The sequence below is a fragment of the Citrobacter sp. Cpa228 genome (assembly GCF_030333085.1).
In the GTDB taxonomy this organism is placed as follows: domain Bacteria; phylum Pseudomonadota; class Gammaproteobacteria; order Enterobacterales; family Enterobacteriaceae; genus Citrobacter; species Citrobacter pasteurii.
In genome coordinates this window covers 165,461-185,688 of record NZ_JAOWGQ010000056.1, presented here as the reverse complement: position 1 = coordinate 185,688, position 20,228 = coordinate 165,461, and the positions used below count along the sequence as shown (strand labels likewise).

At 47.4% G+C, this 20,228-nt stretch carries 24 protein-coding genes and 1 riboswitch; of the genes, 17 read left to right on the top strand and 7 right to left on the bottom strand.

Annotated elements, in window-relative coordinates; all coding sequences use genetic code 11:
• Positions 1 to 9: 9 nt before the first annotated feature.
• The 8 genes from OGX91_RS22720 (at position 10) to OGX91_RS22685 (ending at position 6,747) form a co-directional block, all read left to right on the top strand.
• Positions 10 to 699 carry an EscR/YscR/HrcR family type III secretion system export apparatus protein gene (locus tag OGX91_RS22720; protein ID WP_005120180.1) on the top strand — a complete coding sequence of 230 codons (690 nt, stop codon included), beginning with the start codon at positions 10 to 12 and terminating at the stop codon, positions 697 to 699.
• A 2-nt stretch (positions 700 to 701) separates the two neighbouring features.
• Positions 702 to 962 (top strand): type III secretion system export apparatus subunit SctS, encoded by a 261-nt coding sequence (gene sctS, locus OGX91_RS22715; RefSeq protein ID WP_040232355.1) that lies wholly within the window; start codon positions 702 to 704, stop codon positions 960 to 962.
• A gap of 112 nt (positions 963 to 1,074) precedes the next feature.
• Positions 1,075 to 1,734 (top strand): type III secretion system export apparatus subunit SctT, encoded by a 660-nt coding sequence (sctT, locus tag OGX91_RS22710; protein WP_286627359.1) that lies wholly within the window; start codon positions 1,075 to 1,077, stop codon positions 1,732 to 1,734.
• A gap of 5 nt (positions 1,735 to 1,739) precedes the next feature.
• Positions 1,740 to 2,876 carry an EscU/YscU/HrcU family type III secretion system export apparatus switch protein gene (locus OGX91_RS22705; RefSeq protein WP_286627358.1) on the top strand — a complete coding sequence of 379 codons (1,137 nt, stop codon included), beginning with the start codon at positions 1,740 to 1,742 and terminating at the stop codon, positions 2,874 to 2,876.
• Positions 2,866 to 3,516: a lytic transglycosylase domain-containing protein gene (locus OGX91_RS22700; RefSeq protein ID WP_286627357.1), complete on the top strand. Its 651-nt coding sequence runs from the start codon at positions 2,866 to 2,868 to the stop codon at positions 3,514 to 3,516. Before OGX91_RS22705 ends, OGX91_RS22700 begins: the two co-directional genes overlap by 11 nt.
• Before the next feature lie 138 nt (positions 3,517 to 3,654).
• Positions 3,655 to 4,335, top strand: a complete 681-nt coding sequence (locus OGX91_RS22695) for a LuxR C-terminal-related transcriptional regulator (protein ID WP_005120186.1) — start codon at positions 3,655 to 3,657, stop codon at positions 4,333 to 4,335.
• 30 nt (positions 4,336 to 4,365) lie between these two features.
• Positions 4,366 to 6,531, top strand: coding sequence for an IpaD/SipD/SspD family type III secretion system needle tip protein (locus OGX91_RS22690; RefSeq protein ID WP_286627356.1), 2,166 nt, complete (start codon positions 4,366 to 4,368; stop codon positions 6,529 to 6,531).
• 9 nt (positions 6,532 to 6,540) lie between these two features.
• Positions 6,541 to 6,747 (top strand): hypothetical protein, encoded by a 207-nt coding sequence (locus tag OGX91_RS22685; protein ID WP_286627355.1) that lies wholly within the window; start codon positions 6,541 to 6,543, stop codon positions 6,745 to 6,747.
• A 64-nt stretch (positions 6,748 to 6,811) separates the two neighbouring features.
• Here the strand turns inward: OGX91_RS22685 and OGX91_RS22680 are convergent, their stop codons facing one another.
• Positions 6,812 to 8,179, bottom strand: a complete 1,368-nt coding sequence (locus OGX91_RS22680; protein ID WP_286627354.1) for an MFS transporter — start codon at positions 8,177 to 8,179, stop codon at positions 6,812 to 6,814.
• A gap of 175 nt (positions 8,180 to 8,354) precedes the next feature.
• Here OGX91_RS22680 and kdgR point away from each other — a divergent pair, with 175 nt between their 5' ends.
• Positions 8,355 to 9,146, top strand: coding sequence for a DNA-binding transcriptional regulator KdgR (kdgR, locus tag OGX91_RS22675; protein ID WP_286627353.1), 792 nt, complete (start codon positions 8,355 to 8,357; stop codon positions 9,144 to 9,146).
• A 105-nt stretch (positions 9,147 to 9,251) separates the two neighbouring features.
• Here the strand turns inward: kdgR and OGX91_RS22670 are convergent, their stop codons facing one another.
• Positions 9,252 to 9,491, bottom strand: a complete 240-nt coding sequence (locus OGX91_RS22670; RefSeq protein ID WP_286627352.1) for a YobH family protein — start codon at positions 9,489 to 9,491, stop codon at positions 9,252 to 9,254.
• 164 nt (positions 9,492 to 9,655) lie between these two features.
• On the opposite strand from OGX91_RS22670, the gene mgrB reads away from it, so the two are divergent.
• The 6 genes from mgrB to rlmA all read left to right on the top strand — a co-directional run bounded on the left by mgrB (position 9,656) and on the right by rlmA (position 14,007).
• Positions 9,656 to 9,799: a PhoP/PhoQ regulatory lipoprotein MgrB gene (mgrB, locus tag OGX91_RS22665; protein ID WP_040232348.1), complete on the top strand. Its 144-nt coding sequence runs from the start codon at positions 9,656 to 9,658 to the stop codon at positions 9,797 to 9,799.
• 74 nt (positions 9,800 to 9,873) lie between these two features.
• Positions 9,874 to 10,158: a YebO family protein gene (locus OGX91_RS22660; RefSeq protein ID WP_005120194.1), complete on the top strand. Its 285-nt coding sequence runs from the start codon at positions 9,874 to 9,876 to the stop codon at positions 10,156 to 10,158.
• A 645-nt stretch (positions 10,159 to 10,803) separates the two neighbouring features.
• On the top strand, positions 10,804 to 10,947 hold the full coding sequence (locus OGX91_RS22655) for a DUF2627 domain-containing protein (protein ID WP_003034983.1): 144 nt from the start codon (positions 10,804 to 10,806) through the stop codon (positions 10,945 to 10,947).
• A gap of 12 nt (positions 10,948 to 10,959) precedes the next feature.
• Entirely contained in the window at positions 10,960 to 11,169 is a 210-nt protein-coding gene (cspE, locus tag OGX91_RS22650) for a transcription antiterminator/RNA stability regulator CspE (RefSeq protein WP_001062678.1), read from the top strand.
• A gap of 219 nt (positions 11,170 to 11,388) precedes the next feature.
• On the top strand, positions 11,389 to 13,134 hold the full coding sequence (ftsI2, locus tag OGX91_RS22645; RefSeq protein WP_286627351.1) for a peptidoglycan DD-transpeptidase FtsI2/PBP3(PARA): 1,746 nt from the start codon (positions 11,389 to 11,391) through the stop codon (positions 13,132 to 13,134).
• 63 nt (positions 13,135 to 13,197) lie between these two features.
• Complete coding sequence (gene rlmA / locus OGX91_RS22640) at positions 13,198 to 14,007, top strand: 23S rRNA (guanine(745)-N(1))-methyltransferase (protein WP_286627350.1); 810 nt, start codon at positions 13,198 to 13,200, stop codon at positions 14,005 to 14,007.
• Here the strand turns inward: rlmA and mntP are convergent.
• The 5 genes from mntP to manX all read right to left on the bottom strand — a co-directional run bounded on the left by mntP (position 14,004) and on the right by manX (position 18,206).
• Positions 14,004 to 14,570, bottom strand: a complete 567-nt coding sequence (gene mntP, locus OGX91_RS22635) for a manganese efflux pump MntP (protein WP_286627349.1) — start codon at positions 14,568 to 14,570, stop codon at positions 14,004 to 14,006. The two genes, rlmA and mntP, sit on opposite strands and share 4 nt — an antisense overlap.
• 134 nt (positions 14,571 to 14,704) lie before the next feature.
• Positions 14,705 to 14,805, bottom strand: a riboswitch (yybP-ykoY riboswitch).
• A 196-nt stretch (positions 14,806 to 15,001) separates the two neighbouring features.
• Positions 15,002 to 15,460 (bottom strand): DUF986 family protein, encoded by a 459-nt coding sequence (locus OGX91_RS22630; protein ID WP_005122172.1) that lies wholly within the window; start codon positions 15,458 to 15,460, stop codon positions 15,002 to 15,004.
• A 60-nt stretch (positions 15,461 to 15,520) separates the two neighbouring features.
• Positions 15,521 to 16,372 carry a PTS mannose transporter subunit IID gene (locus OGX91_RS22625; RefSeq protein ID WP_003833769.1) on the bottom strand — a complete coding sequence of 284 codons (852 nt, stop codon included), beginning with the start codon at positions 16,370 to 16,372 and terminating at the stop codon, positions 15,521 to 15,523.
• Between the two features lie 12 nt (positions 16,373 to 16,384).
• A complete protein-coding gene (locus OGX91_RS22620) occupies positions 16,385 to 17,185 on the bottom strand; it encodes a PTS mannose/fructose/sorbose transporter subunit IIC (RefSeq protein WP_005122174.1) in 801 nt (266 codons plus the stop codon).
• A 58-nt stretch (positions 17,186 to 17,243) separates the two neighbouring features.
• Entirely contained in the window at positions 17,244 to 18,206 is a 963-nt protein-coding gene (gene manX, locus OGX91_RS22615; RefSeq protein ID WP_005122176.1) for a PTS mannose transporter subunit IIAB, read from the bottom strand.
• A 264-nt stretch (positions 18,207 to 18,470) separates the two neighbouring features.
• On the opposite strand from manX, the gene OGX91_RS24250 reads away from it, so the two are divergent.
• Entirely contained in the window at positions 18,471 to 18,680 is a 210-nt protein-coding gene (locus OGX91_RS24250; protein WP_423753058.1) for a protein YoaL, read from the top strand.
• The gene (gene yoaE, locus OGX91_RS22610; protein ID WP_040232342.1) at positions 18,668 to 20,227 is read left to right on the top strand and encodes a CNNM family cation transport protein YoaE; all 1,560 of its coding nucleotides are present in this window, start codon (positions 18,668 to 18,670) and stop codon (positions 20,225 to 20,227) included. The genes OGX91_RS24250 and yoaE overlap by 13 nt, the downstream gene beginning before the upstream one ends.
• The last annotated feature ends 1 nt before the right edge of the window (position 20,228 follow it).

The window sequence follows — 20,228 nt, the reverse complement described above, 5'->3', positions numbered from 1 at the left end:
GATGAAATTATGACGGATTATAATAGCATTGGTCTGATAGGGATTCTGAGTCTTGCGACACTTTTGCCATTTTTCATTGCGGGTGGAACGTGTTTTATTAAATTCTCTATTGTTTTTTCATTGATACGCAATGCCATAGGCTTACAGCAGGCGCCATCCAATATGACCTTGAATGGCATATCACTACTATTAACTGCTTTTGTCATGTCGCCTGTTGCCTTGCAGGGCTATGACTATTATCGCCAGGAAGGTGTCTCTTTCGATAATGTTGAGTCAGTGCAAAACTTCATCGATAACGGCCTTTCTGGGTATAAAAATTATTTATACCGATTTTCTGATAAAGAACTCCTTACATTTTTTAGCAATATTTATCAGCAGCAATATCCCGTAACGGATGATCATCAGATTGTTGGGGTTAAACCAACAGTTGAGAATAGTTCGTTATTTACGCTGTTAGCGGCTTATTCACTGAGTGAAATAAAAAGCGCCTTTGTTTTAGGTTTTTATGTTTATCTTCCTTTTATTGTAGTGGATCTGTTAGTTTCCAACGTATTATTGGCTCTCGGCATGATGATGATGAGTCCTGTAACAATATCATTACCAATAAAATTGGTACTTTTTGTTGCCATTGATGGATGGTCTAAGATTGCGACCGGCATGGTCATGCAGTACGCAGCGTTATGGAAAACGGCGGGATAACAATGGACAGTATCTTTTATATAGGCAACAAAGCACTATATATGGTCTTAATATTATCTTCAGTTCCGGTTATTGTCGCAACGGTGGTGGGGATAGTTGTGGCTCTTCTTCAGGCAATTACTCATATCCAGGAACAGACCTTGCCATTTGGTATCAAATTGCTGGCAGTATGTGCCGCGCTTTTTATGACTGCACCGTGGTTTGTTTCCAGCCTGAAAAGTTTCGCTGCCGAAGTGTTGGCCCTGGCATTCCAGATACCCTAATGAGTCGCCTATGAATGTTTATGTGCTCTACCATGAATATATCCTGTTGATTGTTATCGGGATGGCCAGACTTCTGCCAATGACATTTTTCTTACCCTAGTTTAACAGCCAGGTGCTAGGGGGCATGTTAGCCAAAAATGTAATTACGTGTTTTATGCTTCTCGGTTTTTTGCCCCTGCTGAGTGTACAGTTTTCACTGGCGCCAGCGGCGCCACCAATGGTGATTATCGTTCGGGAAGCGATTATTGGTTTACTATGCGGTATTTGCCTGTCAGTGCCATTCTGGATTGCTTTGGTGATAGGTGAGGTCATTGACAACCAACGCGGAGCAACTATTAGTAGTACTATGAATCCAGGGATAGGGGTTGAAACATCTGTTTTCGCCAGTTTTATGAACTATTTCTATGGCGCGACTTTTATGCTAAGTGGCGGAATGGTTACGCTTTGTGAGGCGATAAAAAAAAGTTATCAAATATTTCCGGTGGCACAATCCTTTCACTTTGACAAAGCATTAGCATTGCAAGTGGTTCATCTTGTTAATGAGTTAATGCTGAAGGCTTTAATTTTGGTAGGGCCTATCGTCGTCGCTTTATTTGTCACAGAATGTGCACTTGGTTTACTTTCACGTTTTGCATCACAATTGAATGCTTTTTCTGTCGCATTAACGTTAAAGAGCGTTATCGCCATTTTCGTACTGTTGATTTATTTAACACCATTACTTATCTCCCAGTTGACAGGATTGCGGTTGAGTGATTTTTTACCGAAGAGTTAAGCATAATGAGTGAAGAAAAAACAGAACAACCAACACATAAGAAGAAAGAAGATTCTGCTAAAAAGGGGCAGATGTTTCTTAGCCGAGATTTTGTAGGACTACTTACGTTAATTGCTGTCTCCTCATTTGTGTGGATGACCATTGATGCCAGGGAGTTAATATTTTATTTCGATTTATTCGTCAGTAGTGGTTTCATGCTATCAACGGGAGAATATGCGCGACTGGTATTTACAACAGCGTTTAAAATTATCTCTGGTATCGCCCTGATTTCTGTTTTCACTTCGGCACTGGTGACATTGCTACAAACACGTTTCAAAATGGCGTCGGAGGCGATTCGATTGGATCTGAATGCCATTAATCCAATAAAAGGATTTAAAGAAATATTTAGCATCAGGGGTCTGAAAGACAGTATAAAAGCTATTTTGTATCTTGGGATGGCACTCACTGGCTTTAGTGTTTTTATTATAAAATATCATACTCGATTATTTACTATACCGACGGGTGGGATCCAGCACTTTATTAATGTTTGGCGTGGGCTGATGTCATTGCTTTTTTGTTATACCTTGTTACCGTTTTTAATCATTATGGCATTTGATGCTTTGGTTGATTTTTATTTATACATTAAAGACTTGATGATGACCAAACAGGAAATTAAGCAAGAGTATAAGAATAATGAGGGTGATCAACACATTAAAAGCGCACGTAAGCAATTGCATCGTGAATTGCTTTCTGAACAGACTAAAGCAAATATATTGACTTCAAAAATGGTGTTGGCTAACCCGACACATATCGCATTGGGAATTTATTTTAATCCTACGGTAATTGGCTTACCTTTTATTTCAGTCATCGAGAAAAACTCTCGCGCTGTTGCGGTTATTGCTTTCGCGGAAAAAAATAATATCCCTGTTATTCGCAACATCTCGCTGGCACGGCGAATTTTTAAGACGGCGAAAATTTATACTTTTATTGATAGCAGCAGTATTGATGAAATTATGCGCTTACTGACCTGGCTCGAGCAGATGGAACAAGCATGGAAAGATGATATTCCTCAGAATGACGAGTCAGAAGAGATGGTGGTTGATGTTAACTGCGATAAAGAAAATGCAGAAACAAACAAGGAAGGGGATGGAGATGCGTCATAGTATATTTCTTTTACTGTGTTGTTTCATGCCTGCTGCGATGGCAGCGCAGTGGTGTTATGAAGATGCTCAGGGAATCATGTATGTCGAACAGCAACGAACGTCAAACAAGGGTCGGCGTTGCGCTATCGCTAAAAATGATGCCGTGCAACGCTGGCAGGCCACGAAAGCCAATTCCGCCATTCGCATATCGCGTTCCTCACCGCGGCGTCAGTTTACGACACAAATGGCAAACGGTCGTTACGATAAGGTTATCGGCCACTATGCCAGGCAGTATGGTGTCGATCCGTATCTCGTTAAGGCGGTTATGGCTGTTGAGTCCGGATTTAATCCGGACATTATCTCGGCAAAAGGCGCTGTGGGTTTAATGCAGTTGATGCCTGATACAGCGAACCGCCTGTCTTCAGCATTAGGGTATTCTCTTGAAAAGCATAGATTATCTGATCCTGAGATGAATATTCATCTTGGCACTTATTTGCTCTCAGAATTGGCTAAACGCTATACAAGTAATCTCGAACTGGTTCTGGCCGCATATAACGCGGGAGAGGGGAACGTTGCAAAGTATAGCAATAAAATACCCCCATTTAATGAGACACATAAATATATTAAAAACGTGATGAATGAGTATAAAATCATTCATTGATGAAATGATTTAATGTGTTTTTAATTCTAAAATTAGAATAAATAATTTGAGTTGCTTTGCCGTGCATGAAACTATCGCAAATAGTTTATTTTTAGCTAATTAAGGATTGATTAGCGTTTGCATAAGAAGGAACCGAGTATGTCTCATAAATTCCTACATTCTCGACTCTCCGTTGCGGTTGCCTGTGATGAACCGATTGTTATTACAGGATTGCGCAGCTTGCTTGTCGGGTATGCAGATATTGCATTTGTAGCTCATTCACGAAATGATCTGATTCGCACGTTATCAGGCAAATGCGATGATAAAAATTTAGTTTTGATTGTTGATGTATCTTTTGACTGTGAAAACAATAATGATGCCAGTCACTATATATCGAGAATTCAAAAGGTAGCTCCGGATCTTAAACTGATTGCGCTGGTAAGTGAAAACTACACGTTTACTCCCACGCTCCGACGTCTCCGGGCGTCAGGGGTACACGCGTTAATAAGCAAGAAAGATGATTTGGAACGTTGTCTGCCAAAAGCGTTATCTGATTTGGCGGCAAGGCGCTTTTATTCTTCTCCGCGGATTCAACTGGCGGATATAGCTACTGATTATGCTCAACAGCAGTCCCTGTTAACCTCGCGTGAACTCGAAATTATTCGCCTGTATGCACGGGGCATGCGGGTAAAAGAGATTGCAAACCTTCTCAAGCGCTCAGTCTGTACGGTTGCGGTACATAAGCACAACGCGATGCAGAAACTTGCAATTACCAGCAACATACAATTGCTTCATTATGTGCAATCTCAGGATACGCTTGCCGGGATGCCAGGTAACTAAAACGTTGCACACCTTTCAGGGAAAGATACGATGTCTACAAGTGTCACAACAGCAGGGCAAAATTCATTTTCAATTCTACGTACCACCACGAATGCGGTTTCTTCATCACCTGAGGTGCTACAAGCTTCGACAACTGCTGGCACGGCAGAAACGGGTACACGCCGCCAGCAGGTGATGGATATATTGACAGAAAAACTGGCAGTCTATTCTGATCAGTATCATCAGCTTCTCAATAAAGGGATCCTTATCGATACGACGCCTGCACAGGGCGTATTGAAATCGTCTCTCTCTCGGTTCATGAACACCGGTGTTTCAAGCGAAAAAAGCGTGGGAAAACCTTTAGGGGACTCGGCTGTTGGTGGCTCACTCTGGGACATCACTTTTGACAAAAACATGGATAAGAACGGTGATGGCAAGATTGATGATGATATCGATTTCAGCACCTATATCTGGTCAAATGATAACGATCATGACAATGGGGTGAATTACCCTGAGAGTGACTGGGAAATCTATGCGGATGTTAGTACTGAGCTTGCTGGGCTGCAAACAGATTATATGGATGTATATACGGATCTTGCTAATCAAAGCGTTGAATTTCTCGATGATGTTAATAGCTTTAAAGCGCGAATGGTGACATATATCTCCAGCGATGAAGATAAAATGAAAATCGATGTCGGTGGTGTGCAAGATGAACTTGATGCTATAATTAATGGGTGGGGGATATATGATGCTGACGGCAATATCAACCTAAATCCCATTAACCCCGAAACGACAGCGGGTCCCTATCCTGATCGTGGTCCTGTTGCTATCCGTGGGTTAGATGCCCAGGGGGTTTATTATTGGGCAGAGCAACTGGCATTATCCGATCAACTGGCTATCGCAACACATACAGAGGCTGGGGCTGATGGGAAAATGAATACGGGTAATCCTGGAGATGATATTGACAATATAACGGTGGTTGATGCGGTCACCAATCTTGTCGAACCGCCAGAAGAGGACTGTCGGCTTTATTTGGTAATGGAGGCTGATGGCACTTATACCCTGTATGTCTACCCTGATCTCCAGCCCGTACGGGATGCCAAAGACGCAACGTTTAGCCTGTTGGCTTACCGCTCAGATGCCGGATCATCGACTGGGGCTGAAGCTCCCACTGCATCCGAGCTTGGTTTACCTCTTGTTGATCCTTACTATCTCGGAGATCAGTATTGGGATGAAAGAACCTATAACGACTATTTTGTTATTCCTACAACAAAACAGTTAAAAGTTGTGCCTGCCGATAAAGGTCGTCGTTGTCCACCGGGTTATATGTTAGTGACATCAGAGGCTACTAAAGACTATCATGAGTTTGATTGCTTTTTGATACCAACAAATAAGTTAAGTTATCGTAATGGCAGTTATTATGTCACGGAAGATATTGTTCTTGAAAAAGAGACTTATAATACGTTTGGGGATGCACCTGACGATGGTGGTGAAGCAACCAATATCTATGTTAGCGATGCTGCAGATTGGGATTTTGATGCGCACGGCTCTGCGGTAACTCCACCGTATGCATATCGAGCCGATGCCGGAAAAGTTCCTCCAATAGAGACCAATGCACCAGCCGATTTACCACTCACTCATATCGATTCAAGATATAGTGGAAATAAAGGGACCGAGAAATCATATTCTGTTGTCTCAACGGATGCGGAGATGGTTATTGTACCCCCATCCCTAATACGTCAAAGAAATTTTTATATCCCTGATGGCTATACACTCATAACATCAAAGAAGACTGATGATTATCATGAGTATGATTGTTTTTTAATTCCAACGGAAATGTTGGATCCAGCTGAAGCTAATAGTGACGCTGGTGATGTTGATAATGAAACTCCTGTACATGTTACAGAAGGTGTTGTTGTTCTTGATAAGTCATATGACATGAATGGGGAGGGAGGGGAACAAGCGAATATTTATGTTTCTCCCACATCGACCTGGGATTTTGAAGGACACAACGCGGATGAAGTTGTCTCTATCAGTAGCGGTATATTTAACGAGTGGGAAAACTCGATGAACACGATGTCCAGTACAGTAGAAAGCCAGTCACAAGTTATGTCCGAAAAATTAAGCCAGGCGAATACCATCTTTAATAACCTGATCAAGGTATTGTCATCGACGATAGAAGCCTTACAGGAAACCCAAAAAGAATTTCTCAAATAGGTATTTGTCATGGGCGATATGACCATCAGCACAACGCCAGTTTCCGCAGAAGATGCTGCTTCAGCAGAAGAACTCGATCCAACAGCGAATTTGACGGCTGAGCAGCGTAAATTGATGCAGTTAGCCACTTCAGGATTTAGTTTAGATTTTTTTTCTGATTGTATTATGGGCGATACTGACGATCCGTCCAATCCTATGTACCAACCGGAGTGGTGACATCGGAACCGTTACGCGAATAATAAATGACGCCAGGCCCGGCGAGCTCTGCCGTGCCTGGCGCTTATGCGCGTGGCTGGGTTATCCGCAGCCCACTGATAATCATCGCTACCGCTGCCAGTACCCCCGCTGTTATCAGTGATATATGCGTTCCGTTATCGCCAAACTGATTGAGCATTAATGCCACCAGTGCCGCGCCGGTACTTTGCCCTAACAAGCGCGCCGTTCCCAGCATACCGCTCGCCCCACCGCTGCGCTCACGCGGCGCGGAGGTGATGATAGTGTGGTTGTTCGGTGACTGGAACAAGCCAAAACCCGCGCCGCACAGCATCATCGGCCAGATGATATTGAAATCCGACGGCGCGGATGGCAGCAACACCAGTGAAAATAATCCACACGCCATCACCATCATTCCCAAAGCGCCTAAAAGCCCGGCGTGGACGCGTTCAATGAGATAACCTGCCAGTGGCGCCATCACCATGGTTGCCAGCGGCCATGGGGTCAATAGCAGGCCCGTTTCTACTTCGCTACGACCGAGTACGGTTTGTAGAAAGAAGGGCAGGGAAACCATCGCCAGCATTTGTGCGCTAAATGAACAGATTGACGTACAAATCGAGAGTGAAAACAACGGAATACGCAGCAGGTCAACCGGTAATAACGGTACTGGTAGCGCGAGCTGACGGCGGATAAAGAAGAAACCTACCACGATGAGCCCGACGAGCTCAGCACCAATTAACTTAAGCGATTGCCCTTGTGCAAAACCGCTAAGTGCGGTGATTAGCAAGCCAAACGTTAGCGCATTCATCACCGCGCCAGGCAGATCAAAACGCGGCTTATTGCTACGCGGTGTATTAGGTGGCAGGAAGCGCATGGCCAGCAGCAACGCGATAATACCCAGTGGGACGTTAATTAGAAACAACCATTTCCATGAGGCAACTGAGAGGATCGCTGCCGCAATAGTCGGGCCTGCTGCTGAGGAAACCGCCACGATAAAGGAGTTGATCCCCATGCCCCGTCCAAGCTGACGCTGCGGATAAATCAGGCGAATGAGTGCTGTATTCACGCTCATCAATGCCGCTCCGCCGAAACCCTGAGCCACACGCGCCAGTGTTAGCATGTGCAGCGAATCGGAGAGGGCACAGAAAAGTGATGCGAGCAGAAATACCACCAGTCCGCACTTGTATATGCGTCGGTAGCCAAACATATCACCCAAAAATGAGAGTGACAGGAGTGATACGACAATCGAGATTTGGTAGGCGTTAACGATCCAGATTGAGCTGGCCGCGGAGGCCTGAAGATCGGTGGCAATCGTCGGCAGGGCAACGTTAGCAATTGCGCCGTCCAGTACTGCCATTGAGATGCCAATAACAATGGTTAAAATTGCACCGTATCGCTGGGGCAATGGCAGGCCATCGGCCTGGAACTTATCCATAGGAAGTCAATATTGTCGGAAATTATGATGAGAATAATAATTTTAGCATTGATATTCAGGCGTTAGGTCGCAGATTTGTAACTAAGTGAGCAAAGACAGATTGCGACGGCTGGTACGTGAAATTATAATAAAAACCGGTTCTGATTTTTATAAAACACTCGCAATGAGGTGGTAAATGGCTATCGCAGATCTGGATAAACAACCCGATTCTGTATCTTCCGTGCTGAAGGTTTTTGGCATCCTGCAGGCGCTGGGTGAAGAGCGCGAAATTGGTATTACCGAATTGTCACAACGCGTCATGATGTCAAAAAGTACCGTTTATCGCTTTTTGCAGACCATGAAAACGCTGGGTTATGTGGCACAAGAAGGCGAGTCTGAGAAATACTCTCTGACACTGAAATTATTCGAGCTGGGCGCGCGCGCGTTGCAAAACGTTGATCTTATCCGTAGCGCTGACATTCAGATGCGCGAACTTTCGCGCCTGACCAAAGAGACAGTACATCTCGGTGCGCTGGATGAAGACAGTATTGTCTACATCCATAAAATCGACTCGATGTACAATCTGCGCATGTATTCTCGCGTAGGTCGTCGTAATCCGCTGTACAGCACCGCCATTGGTAAAGTGCTGCTGGCATGGCGCGACCGCGATGAAGTGAAGCAAATTCTGGATGGTATTGAGTACAAGCGCAGTACAGATCGGACAATCACTAACACCGATGAGTTGCTGGTATTACTGAATAAAGTCCGTGAGCAGGGCTATGGCGAAGACAACGAAGAGCAGGAAGAAGGACTGCGCTGTATCGGGGTACCGGTATTTGATCGTTTCGGCGTGGTCATTGCGGGTCTGAGCATCTCATTCCCGACGCTGCGTTTTTCTGAAGAACGTTTGCACGAATATGTCGAAATGCTGCACACCGCAGCGCGTAAGATTTCAGAACAAATGGGTTATAACGATTACCCTTTCTGATTTTGACGCGTTGCGATACACAAAAAACCCGATACGGCGTATCGGGTTTTTTACGATCTGTCGTCGTCGCCGGAGCAAATAACGTACTGATTTTTTGCTGCTGTATTAACCGTTATCGATAACGACGGTGCTTTTCCTCAACAGGGGACAATCTGACAGGCCAATGATGCCGCTGTTGGTATGGACGTATTGCGCGGTGCTGGTCCCGCGTGCGATCAGATATTGACATTGCAGGCCCAGGCCAGCCGCAGTCTCCTTACTTCCTATCAAAACGCCGTAGCCACTCAGTAATAAACCGATCCAAATCAGAGCGAGCAACACAATAGCGCGGATAATCAGACGCATTACAACCTCTTATCTTTTCTCGTTATTATTAGATTAGCCTGTACATGGGATGAAACAAGTGAATCATTCCTAAAAACATTTAATGCCGTTACAGTTAACTTAGGGTTTAGGTAACTCATGATAATTTATCAACATAAGCTGTAGATTCGGAGAGTGGAGTTGGAGTGAAAAAATTTCGATGGGTGGTCCTGATCGTTGTCGTGCTGGTATGCATACTGATGTGGGCGCAGGTGTTCAACATCATGTGCGATCAGGACGTACAATTTTTCAGCGGAATTTGCGCCATCAATAAATTTATTCCCTGGTAAGCGCATTTCAGTAACAGTTGATTACCTTCTTGTGCGGCAGTGGTAAACTATGCTGTCTACATTGAGGTGGTGAAATGAACGAAGTTTTGAATTCTGGCGCGTTGAGTTTTGCGTCTTTAGTGGTATCGGTGGTGGTTCTGGTAATCGGGCTTGTATTGTGGTTTTTCATCAATCGGGCAAGTTCGCGTACTAACGAGCAGATTGAACTGCTTGAGGCGTTGTTGGATCAACAAAAACGACAGAGCGCATTGCTCCGCCGTCTTTGTGAAGCTAACGAGCCGGAAAAAGCAGAAGAGCCAGCCGCGGTGCAAACTCAGGATGAAGATGATGACATCATTCGTCTGGTAGCCGAACGGTAGTAAACAGAAAGACAGGGTGAGAGTTTGTAGCTGCTATTCTCAGATGCTTCATCCTCATCCTGTCGTCAACGATATCAGATTATTTTCTTCTGCAACAATCCGGCAATTACTGCGTCGGCACACGCCGAACCTGTGTTCTTCCTGATGCTCTGACCAATTAATATCTTATCTCTGGTTTGACACAAATATAATTATCCATAGATTAATAATATGATTGTGTCATTTTTGTGATGCCGATCGTTTTATTATCAGCGAAACGTTTCTCTTCCTTTTTTTTGTGCATTGTCATCATTCTTTCATTATTTTAGTGCAAAACCAGAATGCCGATCTCATTTTTAAGCTTGTGATTTTTTATGCATTACTAAGCATAAAAAATGATATCTGGCAGAGGCTGTGACAGATAATCTGGAACAGTTGAACCTGATGAGCTATGGTAGAAAAGTCCCTGCTACGGCGCAGGCCTGCCGGGGCAAGGGGAGAGAGGCGAGAATATATCTCTACTCGGCCTGGCGCATAACTGTGCAGTTGTTGTTTGATGAACTGCGGGATTTGTGCGACCGATCGAGACACGTTTAAAAATGGCTTGCCATTATTAACGTTGTATGTGATAACACGGTTTGGGTTAAACGAGGTACAGTTCTGTTTATGTGTGGCATTTTCAGTAAAGAAGTCCTGAGTAAACACGTTGACGTTGAATACCGCTTCTCTGCCGAACCTTATATTAGTGCCTCAAGCAGTAATGTCTCAGTTTTATCTATGTTATGCCTGCGGGCGAAGAAAATACTCTAAGGAATTTTGCAAATGGCAAAGATTAAAGGTCAAGTTAAGTGGTTCAACGAGTCTAAAGGTTTTGGTTTCATTACTCCGGCTGATGGCAGCAAAGACGTGTTCGTACACTTCTCCGCTATCCAGGGTAACGGCTTCAAAACTCTGGCTGAAGGCCAGAACGTTGAGTTCGAAATTCAGGACGGCCAGAAAGGTCCGGCTGCTGTTAACGTAACAGCTATCTGATCGATACCACTGATTTGAAGCGCTCAAGCGCAACCAATTCAGATATAAAGCCTCGCTTATGCGGGGCTTTTTAATTCAAATTACGTCAAAATATTTCTGAATGCCTCTCCATTAGCGCTTTGTTGCAAAGGCGTGATGTTCGTAGCATTGTTTTCCCCGCTTTCTCCCGGCAATTCCCGTTAAATCAGTCACCTGAAAAACTATCTTGCAGGAGCCCCGGTGAAAAAGAAAAACGTCGGCGATGCACGCAATTTTACTCCCGTACGTTTTGCCCTGCTTTGTGTGGCAATTCTGTTGAGTCTGGGATTGTTGCTTGGTCGGGTTGCGTGGTTACAAATCGTCACCCCTACGAGTCTGGTCAAGCAGGAGGATATGCGTTCGTTACGTGAAGTCACAATCGCCTCACCGCGTGGGATGATTACCGACAGAGAAGGTCGTCCTCTCGCAGTAAGCGTGCCGGTGAATGCAGTTTGGGCCGATCCGAAGACGATTGTCAGCAAAGGTGGCGTTGGCTATAACGAACGCTGGCAGGCATTGGCGAAGACCCTGCATATTTCACTCAGCACGCTGGCTGAACGCGTTAACAGCAATCCAGCTAGCCGCTTTATCTATCTGGCGCGCCAGATCTCTCCTCAGCAGGCGCAGTGGGTCGATGATCTTAATCTCCCGGGGATCAATCTGCGCGAAGAATCCCGCCGTTTCTATCCCGCAGGTCATGTGGCGGCGAATCTTATCGGCTTTACGAACATTGATGGACAAGGTATTGAAGGCCTGGAGAAAAGTTTCAACAGTCAGTTGATGGGTAAACCCGGTTCTCGCCTTGTGCGCAAAGACAAGTTCGGGCATGTGATTGAAAATATCACGGAAGTGATGCCAGTCCCCGCGCACGAATTGCAACTCAGTATTGATGAGCGTTTGCAGACGGTGACTGAAGATGCGCTGGACAATGCCGTGACATGGAATAAAGCGGATTCTGGTGCGGCGGTGCTGGTAAGTATTGCCACCGGTGAAATCCTGTCGATGGCGAGTTTTCCCGATTTTAACCCTAATAACCGCGAAGGCGCGGTACTGGATGATTTCCGCAACCGTGCAATTAGCGACACCTTTGAACCTGGCTCAACCGTCAAACCATTAGTGATCATGACCGCTCTGCAGCAAGGAATAGTGCAGCCGGACAGCGTGATTGACACTCATCCTTTTAACGTTGATGGACATCGCATCCGCGACGTCGGATTTTACCCGGAGCTATCGCTTACCGGTATTTTGCAGAAATCGAGCGATACCGGTGTGTCGCACCTTTCGCTGGCAATGCCGGTACAGAAACTGCTGGATACCTATAAAAGCTTTGGCTTTGGCGATCCAACCGGCTTAGGTCTCACTGGAGAAAGTCGCGGCTTAATGCCTCAGCGACGTTACTGGAGCGATTTGGATCGTGCGACCTTTGCATTCGGTTACGGGTTAATGGTGACACCGCTCCAGTTGGCACATGTCTATGCCACTATCGGCAGTTTTGGCATCTACCGACCGCTTTCCATTACACGTATCGACCCACCGGTTATAGGAACCCGCGTAATGCCAGAGACGCTAGTGCATCAGGTTGAACATATGATGGAGAGCGTTGCGTTACCCGGCGGCGGTGGGACCAAGGCTGCGGTGAGGGATTATCGTGTTGCGGTGAAAACCGGGACGGCAAAAAAAATAGGCGATGACGGTAAGTACGTCGATAAATACGTGGCTTATACGGCAGGGGTTGCCCCTGCCAGTGAGCCGAAATTCGCGTTGGTCGTGGTGATAAATAATCCACAAAACGGCGCTTACTATGGGGGAGCCGTTTCCGCGCCGGTCTTCAGCCAGATCATGGGTGATGTCCTGCGTCTGGAAAATGTGAAACCCGACGGGATGCCAGCCGATTCTGACCATCTACTGGTGATGCACGGCAGTAGCCTGGCCTCGCCGTCGCTGTAAGTTATTTTCGCGGGGCGCGAATCGCGTTACACTTGCGCCCTTAAATCACCAGCCGGAGTTGTCATGTCGTTTTCCTGTCCCCTTTGTCATCTGCCTCTTACTCAAGCGAATAACAGTTTTGTGTGCCCCGGACGGCATCAGTTTGACGTGGCGAAAGAGGGATATGTCAACCTGATGCCGGTTCAGCATAAGCGGTCGCGCGATCCGGGTGACAGTGCGGAAATGATGCAGGCTCGCCGGGCATTTCTGGATGCCGGGCACTATCAACCGCTGCGCGATGCGATTGTGAATGCGCTCAGCGAGACGCTGGGAACAAGTGATGCGTCGATTCTGGATATCGGCTGTGGGGAAGGGTACTACACCCACGCTTTCGCGGATGCGATAGCGGGTTGTACAACCTTTGGTCTTGATGTCTCCAAAGTGGCAATTAAAGCCGCGGCTCGACGCTATCCGCAGGTGACCTTTTGCGTTGCTTCCAGCCATCGTCTGCCGTTTGCCGATGCGTCAATGGACGCCATTATCAGGATCTACGCACCCTGCAAAGCGCAAGAGCTGGCTCGTGTGGTTAAACCGGGCGGTTGGGTAATCACCGCCACGCCGGGTCCGCGTCATTTGATGGAGCTGAAAGGGCTGATTTATGATGAGGTGCGTTTACATGCGCCACACACAGAGCAACTGGACGGTTTTGTTCTGCAACAGAGTATTGCGCTGGGGTATCAGATGCAGCTTAAGGGTAGCGAGGCCGTTGCGTTATTGCAAATGACGCCGTTTGCCTGGCGGGCAAAGCCGGAAGTGTGGGAAACGTTAGCGAGGAAAACGAAGTTTGACTGCCAGACTGACTTTAGTATTCATATCTGGCAGCGCCTGAATTAACCGTGGAAGTGTGCCCAGAGGATCTGGGCGCCGATACCAATCAGGACTATCCCACCCAGAATTTCAGCTCGCTTGCCCAACATCGGGCCAATAAAGCGACCGATCATCATGCCAAGCGTGGACATAATCAACGTGGCGCAGCCAATGGCCAGCGCAGTGGCAATAATGTTGACCTGCAGGAAGGCCAGACCCACCCCGACGGCCATCGCGTCGAGACTGGTCGCAATGGCTGTGGTGACCAGCAGCCAGAAACCGTGGCGGCGCTGCGGCTCTTCATCTTCATCGTCGTTGGCACGAAAGCCTTCGATTATCATTCGGCCGCCTAAAAAGATCAGTAAAATGAAGGCGATCCAGTGGTTCCACTCCAGCACGAATTTGCTGGCAAGCATGCCCATTCCCCAGCCAATCAGTGGCGTAAGGGTCTCGACTGCGCCAAAGATAAGGCCGGTTCGCAGCGCTTCAGAGAATTTAGGTTTATGTAAGGTGGCGCCTTTGCCAATTGATGCCGCGAAAGCATCCATCGACATGCCGAAAGCGAGAAGAACAGTTGCGGTGATATTCATAACAGCGTCCTGACCGGGGTAATCCATAAAACACATCACTGCCCCCAGTAACCATGCACACTGAGCGGACCCACTGTCTATACAGAGCCATTCAAATATGCATTGCAGTTGATGTGTCTATGGTCTCGCCTGACGAAACGTGATGTTCAGTCCGTACGTGCCACGTTTTTCAACGAGTATGTTGACACGTACATTTCCGGAGTCTGGAAATCGGCTACTCCCCAACGACGGGCGCAACCTTAACATATTTTTGGAATATAAAACAAGAAACGCAGAAATATTATTTGACTTCTAAATGAAAACAATTTTCATTTAGATTTATTTATAGATAAAACGTTAAATTAAATAACATATGGGCGGGGTAATATAGCCTTAGCTATGTTTATTTTTCACTGAGATATAAAAAACATAGTTCAGGCTATATTTGTAACTTATTGGTTTGAAATGAGAAGTTTATATATCTTCTCCAGGTCGTCTATATTTCGTACGCGAATAAGCAATCGTCTCTGCTCTAATTGCATCACCAGCACACCATCTTCTGATAAATTCATCTCTTTAATCCGGTCATATTCAATCCAGACATTAGCGAAGAAAAAACCTTTTTGTTTGAAAATAATTTTGGGCGTACGGATCCAGAACAGATACAACCCCATTAACACCAGTGCACATAATAACCATGTGGTGAATTGTGCTCCGTGGCTGGTGATGTTGTTGTAGATCAGAATAACAATCAAACCGATGAAGATAACGCTGTCGACTCGACTGCGTGGAAGCAGGGCAACAGTAAGCAGAGTGGGGCCATTACGGCGGGGCATGATGAACTGATCGTAAATGGCATACGCCAGCAGCGAAAAGATAAATAGAACCAGCACCAGGTCCGTGATAGTCATGAATCCTCAACCCTCTAAATAGAAAAACCGGGGGCAAGCCCCCGGTGATGTACAACAGTCTTACAGGCCGAGCAGGCCGACAGCGTAGCCCGCGATACCGATGACGAAGAAGCCAACGATGATCCACAGTGGGTTCACTTTCTTACGCAGAAGCCACATACAGGCGAAGGTCAGCAGCAGAGGAACCAGGCCAGGCATCAGCTGATCAAGGATTGTCTGCACAGTGGTCACGCGCGTTTGGCCATCCTGACCCGTGATGGTGGAAACCACCAGCGGGATGTTGACGTGCGTCCACTTGTTAACCAATGCCCCCATGACAAACAGGCCGAGGATTGACGCCCCCTCAGTCAGTTTCTGCAGGAAGCCGCCGCCCATATCTTTAACGATATCGACACCTTTACGGTAGCCGTATGCCACGCCGTAATAACGGGTTGCCAGACGAACCAGGTTAAACAGGATGAAGAACAGCAAAGGCCCAAGCAGGCTGCCGCTCATCGCGATACCTGCACCAAGCGCGGCGAATACCGGACGTACGGTACCCCAGAAAATCGGGTCGCCCACGCCTGCCAGCGGGCCCATCAGACCAACTTTGATACCGTTGATAGCACCATCGTCAATCTCTGCGCCGTTCGCACGCTGTTCTTCCATCGCCAGCGTAACGCCCAGTACGGGAGCCGCGACATAAGGATGAGTGTTAAAGAATTCCAGGTGACGCTTAATAGCTTGCTTACGTGCGTCGTTGTTTTCCGGGTACAAGCGGCGGATTGCCGGCACCATGGAGAAACAGAAACCCAGCGCCTGCATACGTTCGAAGTTCCATGAACCCTGAAACAGGTTAGAACGAATGAACACGCCACGAATGTCACTCGGAGTGAGTTTTTTCTCGGTGGTAGTTTTAGTCATATCAACCATTTCGCTCACCTGCTAGTCCAGTTCGTTATCAAGATCGTTGTTACCCGCCGCCTGCACTGGCGCACCGGCTACGCGGTTATATTTCGGGCTCAGCTGAATGTAGAGGATGGCCATTACGGCACCAATCACACCCAGAGCAACCAGGTTGAAGTTAGTAAATGCTGCAGTGACGAAGCCAAGGTAGAAGAATGGCATCAGGTAGCCTGCGCGCATCATGTTGATGACCATCGCATAACCCACTACGACGATCATGCCACCCGCAATATTCAGGCCGCCGGTAACGACTTCCGGAATCGCGTTCAGCATGCTCTGAACTTCACTGGTACCGACAGAAATCGCCACGATTACCGCCGGGATAGCGATACGCATAGCCTGCAGGAACAGGGAGGAAACGTGCAGCCAGGAGAGCGCCGTCAGGTTGCCGTTTTCGGCCGCCTTATCCGCCGCGTGCTGGAATGCTACGGTGATGGTGCGAACGATAATGGTCAGAACCTGGCCTGCTGCTGCCAGCGGTATAGCCAGCGCAATACCTGCACCGATACTTTGGTGACCCGCGATAACCAGAACGGTAGAGATAATGGAAGCCAGTGCCGCATCTGGTGCAACCGCAGCACCGATGTTCATCCAGCCCAGAGCGATCATTTCCAGGGTACCACCGATGATAATACCGGTTTTCATATCCCCGAGAACGGCACCAATCAGCGTACAGGCCACCAATGGACGGTGGAACTGAAATTCATCGAGTACCGACTCCATACCCGCGATACATGCGACGATGAACACCAGCACAATCTGAAGAGTGGTAATCTCCATTGTACTTCTCCTATTGCTATACAGACTTAAGTGTGAAAACTAAGTAAATGCCAGGTGGTTATTTCGCCTTGGCAATCAAATCCATCATTTTCAGTTTCTGATCGGTAGAAACCTTACGGGCTTCGAGCTCAATACCGCGTTCGTTGAGTTTCTTGAAGGCTTCGATGTCTTTTTCATCCACCGAAATCGCGTTGTTTACCTGCGTTTTCCCCTGGCGGAATGCCATGCCGCCAATGTTAACAGAGGTAATTTTTACGCCACCTTCAACGATGCGTTCTACATCGGTCGGGTTGGTGAACAGCAGCATTACACGCTCACCGGCGTATTTCGGGTTGTTATAGACGCGGATCATTTTCGCGACATCAACCACGTGTGCGGTAACGCCTGGCGGTGCGACCTGAGTCAGCAACGTCTTACGCACGGTATCAGCAGCGACTTCATCGCTGACGACAATAATGCGCGTTACATTGGTTTCTTTGGTCCAGCGGGTCGCCACCTGACCGTGGATTAAACGGTCATCGATACGCGCGAGGCCGATCTGCATATAGTCGTTCGGGCCCATCGGTTTCGCGGGTGCCGCTGCCTTAGGTGCTGCGACGGGGGCAGGTGCGGCTTTTTCAACGGGTTTTGCTTTCAGCGCTTTTACGCCTTCGCTACCCGTTTCAACCGCCAGTGCGACTAATTCATCGAAGCTGGGGTTGTCGTCACGCGCCATGAAGGTTTCTACCAGCATGGGAATGTTTACGCCTGCGATAACTTCGTAATGCTCTTTATCGACGACAATGCGGCTCGCAGCGTTAAACGGGCTGCCTCCCCATGTGTCAACGAGAAACAGCACGCCTTTACTGGTATCCAGTTTTGCCAACTGAGCGTTATACTTTTCAATCAGCGTTTCGGCATTTTCGCCTGGAACGAAATCGATCCAGCCGACGTTTTCCTGCTCGCCTAACAACATCTCTGCTGTTTTAAGTAACTGCTCTGCAGCCCAACCATGTGTGCCTATTACAATAGCAATGGTCACTTGCTACCTCCTTTATTATCGTTAACACATCAACGTGAAGATGCATTTTGAATCGCTCGTCCGCAATCGAATCGATTCAGATAAGGGTTACAAAGAAAAACCTATGATTTTCGTGAATTATTTTAGATATCGAAAAAAATATTTTATGTGATGAAGATCCGTAATTTAACTTCCGATCATAAGAAATTTCGAAGGGTGAAATATCTCCGAAACAACTTATTGCAAAGGAAGGTAAATCTTTGCTAAAAACCAGTTGTCTCTGTTATGTTTAGCATCTGTTTAATTACTCAGGAGTATAGGGCAGTAGCCCACCATATGGATCGTCACCGACGTCATTTCACCTATAGGCCGTATCAAGCCTGTCAGTTTGGCACTTTTTGCCACAAACTTTATCTGCATATTGCTTTAACGCCTGAGATGTTCAGGGCGCAGTTTGATCATTCCTTAAGCAGGAGCTTGTCATGGAACTCTTAATGGACCCGCAGATTTGGGTGGGTTTGCTCACGCTTGTTGTTCTCGAAATTGTTCTGGGTATCGATAACCTAGTCTTCATTGCAATTCTTGCCGATAAGCTGCCACCGAAACAGCGAGATAAAGCGCGTCTCATTGGTTTGTCACTGGCGCTGATTATGCGTCTGGGACTGCTGTCTGTTATTTCGTGGATGGTGACGCTGACAAAACCGCTGTTTACGGTCATGGACTACGCGTTTTCCGGGCGAGATCTGATTATGCTGCTGGGGGGTATCTTCCTCTTGTTCAAGGCTACGACAGAGCTGCATGAGCGGCTGGAAAACCGTGAACATGAGACCGGGCAGTCAAAAGGCTATGCGAGTTTCTGGGTCGTGGTGACGCAGATTGTTATCCTGGATGCGGTGTTCTCACTGGATGCAGTCATTACTGCAGTCGGTATGGTCAACCATCTGCCGGTGATGATGGCGGCGGTGGTTATTGCGATGGCGGTGATGCTACTGGCGTCGAAGCCGCTGACGCGATTTGTGAACCAACATCCGACGGTGGTGGTGCTCTGTCTGAGCTTCCTGCTGATGATCGGTTTGAGCCTGGTTGCCGAAGGGTTTGGCTTCCATATTCCGAAAGGTTATCTGTACGCCGCGATTGGCTTCTCAATTATTATCGAACTGTTTAACCAGATTGCCCGTCGGAACTTTATTCGCCACCAGTCGACTCTGCCGCTGCGTGCGCGTACTGCGGATGCAATTCTGCGTCTGATGGGGGGTAAACGTCAGGCCAGCGTGCAGATGGAATCCGACAATCCGGTGCCGGTCCCGGTCCCGGAAGGCGCGTTTGTGGAAGAAGAACGCTATATGATCAACGGTGTTCTCTCACTGGCATCCCGTTCATTACGCGGCATCATGACACCTCGTGGTGAAATTAGTTGGGTCGACGCCGACCTGAGCGTAGCGGAAATTCGCGAACAGTTGCTTTCTTCTCCACATAGCCTGTTCCCGGTGTGTCGCGGTGAACTGGACGAAATTATCGGTATCGTGCGTGCTAAAGAGCTGCTGGTGGCGCTGGAAGACGGTGTGGATGTGGCGGCCATTGCCTCTGCCTCGCCGGCCATTGTCGTCCCGGAAACGCTGGATCCGATTAATCTGTTAGGCGTGCTGCGTCGTGCCCGCGGTAGCTTTGTCATCGTCACTAACGAATTTGGTGTGGTGCAGGGGCTGGTAACACCTCTGGACGTATTAGAAGCGATCGCCGGTGAATTCCCGGATGCCGACGAAACGCCTGAAATTATTGCTGATGCAGGCGGTTGGTTGGTGAAAGGGGGAACCGATCTGCACGCGCTGCAACAGGCGCTGGACGTGGATACGCTGGTGGATGAGGACGAAGACATCGCCACCGTAGCAGGGCTGGTGATTGCGGCTAACGGTCACATCCCACGTGTAGGTGATGTTATTGAGGTCGCACCGCTGAGCATTACGATTGTCGAAGCCAATGACTATCGTGTGGATTTAGTTCGCATTGTTAAAGAACAACCCGCTCACGACGAAAACGAGTAAA